Genomic DNA, 5,679 nt, shown 5'->3' on the forward strand with positions numbered 1-5,679 from the left:
ACTCCCAAGGGAGCGAGTTCAGTTCGAAACAGGTTCTTTGGGAGCCTGCGAAGGACCTCTGATTTCTCTCTTCTTCACCATCACGGTCAAAGGTTGCGCGGATTTCACGGCCGCGAAATCCGTGAAATTCGCGAAATCCGTGGTCAATTTTCTCCTCGAAATGGCCTCGGCGCCCTCTGAAAATCGCGCTACTCCGCCGGCTTGGAGCGGTCTTCGAGGGACGAATCCCGGATGCTGAAGTCCTTCGGCTTGTTTTTGTTGGGCTCGGCGGGTTTGGCGCGCTCGGGCTGGAAGGGGTGCAAAGGGACGGCGATGGGCGTCGGGCCGGCGGCGGGTGTGCTTCTATCCGAAGGCGGATCGGTGGGGAGCGGCAATTCCCGGGAAGGTGGTATTCCCTGCGCCGGCGGTTTTTCCACGGGAACGGGCTGTGCCTGCGGCGGCGATAGCGGCGGCGGAGTGGAAGCGGATTTCTCCACCGGAATGGCGCGGGGCGGTATCGCAACGGGCGCGGCCGGCGTCGCCGCGGTGTTAGGTTTCTTCTCCTCCGGCCAGAAAAACAGGATCGGCGTGACGACCAGCAAAAGGAACGCCCCGCTGAGCAAGGTGATCTTCTGCTTACGATCCAACGCGGCGCGGGTGGGCGCGGCTTTGACCGGCATGACGGTCGCTGCAGCCATGGCCGCCGCGGCACGCGCCGGAAGGGCGATGCGCGCAGGCAGCGCCACCGCCACGGTTACGTTGTCACCTTTCGGTCCGTTGCGACCCACGGCCCGCTCTACGGCATCGGCGAGCAGCCCCTTCGCCTCGGCGGCTTCGGCGAAGACCAGCGCGGCCATTTCCTCGGGTTTGGTGCGTTCCCAAAAGCCATCGGTGCAGAGCAGAAAACCATCATCGGGCGTGATCTCGGCCGAACCGGAAGACGGCGCGACGAATTCCTCTCCGCCCAAGGACTGCAGCAGCGTGTTCTGGTCGGGGTGGCTGCCCATGTCCTCCTCCTTCACCGCACCGCGCTGGACCATGATCTCCAGCAACGAATGATCCTCGGTGCGCTCCACGAGTTTACCCTCGCGAAAATGGTAGAGCCGGCTGTCGCCCGAATGCACCCAGAAGGCCTGCTTCGGCGTGAGGTAAAGCGCGACGATGGTGGTGCGCGGCGAGATGCCGAGCTTCGAGCCTTCGCTATTGATGTGCTCGTGGGCGACCTGGCAGAGCATGGCGAGATCTTCCGCGGGCTTGGCCAGGCTGCCTTTGCGCTCTTCCCACAGCTCGGTGGCAAGCTGCGTGAGCTTTTGCGAAGCGAGACGTCCGCCACTGCGCCCGCCGACGCCATCGCCCACCACGAGCAGCGCGGTGCCCTGGACATCGTTGGACAGGCAAATCCCCGAATCCTGCTGCTCAGGGCGTGGACCTTGGGAACTGCTAATCAGGAACCGGAAACCGTCTTTTGCATCGGACTGACTCATGAGGCTGCGCAGCGGAAAGACTGGAGAAAGTGGAAACGGAAGTTTCGCCAATATGAGCCGGGAAACGGCCTTTGGTCGAGTGCTGGCTTTATTCTTTTTTAAAATGGTTGAGTAGCCACAAAGAGGCGCAAAAGCCACAAAAGGCGGCCCGGACTTAAACGCAGAGGGCACAGCGCGGCGGAGCCGCAACCAAAGGCCTACCCATTTAAACGCAGAGGACGCCGAGAACGCAGAGGGCCGCAGAGGAAGAAAAGGATGAAGGCGGAAGGATGAAAAAGCGCGTTACCCGATAGCGAGTGCCGATCTCCAAAAAAACGCGCAGTGCACTTCACTTCATCCCTCATCCCTCATCCCTCATCCTTTTTTCCCCCCTCTGCGGCCCTCTGCGTTCTCCGCGCTCTCTGCGTTCAAGTCCGGCTGGCGCCGGTTTGGTTCGCCCGCCACGCTCTTATCTTCTGAGTCGCAATATACTAATACGCAGGCGTTTATCTCTTTGATTTTCGATCGGCTGGGTTCTTCGGCGGAAAATTTTCCGCCCGCTTCGGTCACACTCGCGGCGGTTTTCTTAACAGCCATGGGACGAACAAAAATCCATTCACGCCCATGAACCTTCTCCACCCCACCTCGATCTCCCGGACCAGCGCGGACCTCTCTTCCCGCCGGAATGAGCGGCCGCGCGCCACTGACACCGACAGCGAAGCCGCCCGGCTCCGCGAACTTGGCAGCCAGGTGGCCCGCATGGCCCACGACCTCAACAACCTCCTCTCTCCCATTCTGATGTCCCTCGAAGTCTTCCGCCCCCATCTCACCAAAACCAATCACCAGGCGCTCCTCGACATCGCGAAAAAGAGCACCGTGCGCGCGGCGGAACTAGTCCGGCACGTGCTGGCCTTTTCCCGCGGGGCGGAGGAAGAGGGCGGCGAGATCGATCCGCGCGCCATCGTCGAGGAAATCGGTGCGGTTGCGCAGTCGACTTTCCCAGGTTCCATCGGCGTGCGGGTGGATGCGCCGAAGCACATGCCGCGCATCCTCGGCAACGCCACGCAGATTCATCGAGCGCTGCTCAATCTCTGCACCAACGCTCGCGACGCCATGCCCGAGGGCGGCACGCTGACTCTGCGCGCGAGCAATGTGAGCTTCGACCACACCGATCCGCGCGATCCTAACACCACCACGACGCGGCGTTATGTGCTCTTCGAAGTGCGCGACACCGGCGATGGCATTCCGGAGCACATCCGCGAGAAAATCTGCACGTCCTTTTTCACCACGAAGGCGCCGGGCAAAGGCACGGGGCTGGGCCTGGCCTCGGTGCGCTCGATCGTCGAGAAACACGATGGCGTGCTCAGCCTGCAAACGCAGGTGGGCCGCGGGACGACTTTCTATGTGCTCATTCCGGCCGTGGAATCCGCCGCATTCACCACACCGCGCGATGCCGAGTTACGTATTGTCGCGGCGTGGAAGTAGTGGCAACCTAACATTCTACCGACCGCAGCGCCATGATCGCTTCTGAACATCGCCTCGCCCTGCCCGCGGGCTACCAGCTCGGTAAGTATCGTTTTAAAGGCGTCCTCGGCGCCGGCGGCTTCGGCATCACTTATCTCGCCGAAGATCATTCGCTCGGCCGCCGCGTGGCCATCAAGGAATTGCTCCCGAACGACATCGCCACCCGCCTCGATGGCACGACGGTGATCGCCAAGACGAAGGGTGAGGAGGGCAATCTGATGTGGGCCCGCGAACGCTTTCTGGATGAAGGCCGCGCGCTCGCTGCGTGCGAGCATCCGAATGTCGTGCACGTCTACGAGATGGTCGAGGCCAACGGCACGGCCTACATGGTGACCAAATATGAGGACGGGCGCAGCCTCGCCGAGTGGCTGACCACGCTCGGGCGCAAGCCGACGGAAGGGGAATTACGCGGGCTGCTCGATCCGTTGCTCTCGGGGCTGGAGAAGGTGCATCGCGCGGGGTTTCTGCATCGCGACATCAAGCCGGAGAACATTTACATCACCGAGGATGGCCGGCCGATTCTGCTCGATTTCGGCAGCGCGCGCCAGGCGGTGAATGAACGTTCCGCGTTGCTGACCAGCATCGTCACCATCGGCTACGCGCCGTTTGAACAATACTACGAAGACGGCAAGCAGGGGGCGTGGTCGGACATCTACGCACTGGGTGGCGTGATGTATCGCGCCATTCACGGCGACAAGCCGCCGGAGGCCACGCGGCGTCTGAAGACTGACACGTGCGCGCGTCTCGCGAAGCAGTATGCCAGCAGCTACAGCGGGCAATTTCTCAGCGCGATCGATAAGGCGCTGGCCGTGGAATACAAGGACCGCCCGCAGAGCGTGGCCGCGTGGCGCACGCTGCTGGGCAACGCCGAGGGTGCGAAGTCGAAGCGGCTCAGCGGTCCGCCGCTGCCGATACCACAGGGGACGTTGCTCGATCGCGTGCGTCGAGCGGCGGGGATGGTGTTCGATTATCCGCGCATGGCCGCGAGTGCGGCGGCGGTGGGCGTGTTGTTTTGTGCGTGGGTGATCATGAAAATGATCTCGCCGACGCCGCATCCGCAGCCGGATCCGAAACCTGCGCCCGCGCCGTTCAGCGTCGTCACCCCGCCGCCGGTCTTCAAAGGCGCCCCTTCGCCCGCGCCGGGGCCGATCGCTTACACGACGCCGGTGCCCGCTCCCGTGGCCACGCCATCGCCCGAGGCCGCGCCCCAAGGGTCGATCATCGATCCCGGCCTCGTGGGCACGTGGACGACAAAGGTGAAAATGGGCGGAACGAACTACATGATCCTGCATTGGGAGCAGTTTGCCGATGGCCACTATTCCTCGAGCGTCGCTGGTGGACCGATCATCGATGCTGGCATGGTCACCGCCCAAGGGGGCGTAATTCATCGGGAATCGAGCGTGACTCACATCAACGCGGACTTTGGTTACGAGATCCGAAACAAAGACGAGATCGTGACCAACGATCCGAATGATCCCAATGGTCCCGCGACCTGGAAACGCCTGAGCTCCGGCACTGCCAGCAAGGAAAAGTCCGGTGGCTCGACTCATTCGCGGAGTAGCAGCAACAACAATAGCGGCGATTCCTCGTCGCACCCCGGCTCGACCAACTGGCAACAGTACATCCCGCGGAACATCCCCTTCCACGGGCCGCGGCCGTTCTGAGTGGCGAGCGACAGGAGGCAAGATCGGTGTATATGTCCTGTATGTCCGACGAATCGATTTTCCGTCGTCCCGGCCGCGCGGCATTTGAGAGAGTCGGTGATGATTGCTGAATCGAAACATGAGACTCAGAACCTCCGTTCTCTTCGTACTCTTCCTCGCCGCCGGCGCAGCCCTCTTTTCTGGGCTCCACTCCACGACATACACGACAAACTGCGGCGGAAACTCCGCAGCGCTTGCTCGCGTGCGGAACATCGCCACGCTCGCGCGGGCGGCCGCGATGGAGGCCCCGGACCATTCGTTTCAGTTCACCGCGGTCAGAGCTGAACAGCGGGAACTATTCTCCGACCTCAGGCAAAATCATTGGCTTCCGAACGCACATTTTCTGGTCTGCACGGTTCCGCTCTCCGCCGACGGAGCGCAATCGCATCGGGTCATCGTGGTTTGCGACACGGCTTATAACAATGTTCCGCGTCGGTGGATCGGCACCGCACCGTCGACCCACGCTGCCGCCTTTGCTGACGGGAGTTCTGGACTCATCTCGGCTCAGGAATTTGCGGCTCTCGATCGCTCGCAATTCACCCCATTCGATGAACTTTTTCCCGCCACGGCTCGCTGAATCGGTAGAACAAATCCGATGACATCTCGAAAGAAGCGCATCCTGGGCCGAGTCGGTATCGTGATCCTGATAGCCCTTGCGGCGGCTAACCATTACCCACATCTTTTTTGAAGGTCCCGCGGAGAGAAGAAGTGCCTGCGAATCACGCAAATCACGCGAATAAAATCCTCCTCATTCGCGTTATCTGCGTGATTCGCGGGCCCCATCCGCAGTCTTTTTGAGATGTGGGTAATGCTTAGCCCAAGTTCGACAGTCGTTAGGGATAAAAAGCTTTTTCCGTGAGGGGATGTTGGGTTGGCTTCTGGAGAGGCGGTTGGTTGTCAGGGATTGGATGTTGTAGTGGAGACCGCCGCCTTGCTGGAGCAGAGAGGAAAGGGGCAAGCTGGGGCATGTTTTTGCGGCGCAATCGCAGACAGAAGAACGGTCAACAATA

3 protein-coding genes are annotated in these 5,679 nt (G+C 61.4%); 2 read left to right on the top strand and 1 reads right to left on the bottom strand.

Translation table 11 applies throughout. From position 1 onward, the window contains the following. Window positions 1–188 precede the first annotated feature (188 nt). Complete coding sequence (locus tag CFE428DRAFT_RS34885; RefSeq protein ID WP_006984016.1) at window positions 189–1,463, bottom strand: PP2C family protein-serine/threonine phosphatase; 1,275 nt, start codon at window positions 1,461–1,463, stop codon at window positions 189–191. A gap of 603 nt (window positions 1,464–2,066) precedes the next feature. Between CFE428DRAFT_RS34885 and CFE428DRAFT_RS32545 the strand changes: the two genes are divergently transcribed. Together CFE428DRAFT_RS32545 and CFE428DRAFT_RS34890 are read left to right on the top strand one after the other, a co-directional pair. Next, a complete protein-coding gene (locus CFE428DRAFT_RS32545; RefSeq protein ID WP_006984017.1) occupies window positions 2,067–2,927 on the top strand; it encodes a two-component system sensor histidine kinase NtrB in 861 nt (286 codons plus the stop codon). Window positions 2,928–2,959: 32 nt separating this feature from the next. Beyond that, a complete protein-coding gene (locus tag CFE428DRAFT_RS34890) occupies window positions 2,960–4,630 on the top strand; it encodes a serine/threonine protein kinase (RefSeq protein WP_006984018.1) in 1,671 nt (556 codons plus the stop codon). The last annotated feature ends 1,049 nt before the right edge of the window (window positions 4,631–5,679 follow it).

It is taken from the genome of Chthoniobacter flavus Ellin428, assembly GCF_000173075.1.
GTDB lineage: Bacteria > Verrucomicrobiota > Verrucomicrobiia > Chthoniobacterales > Chthoniobacteraceae > Chthoniobacter > Chthoniobacter flavus.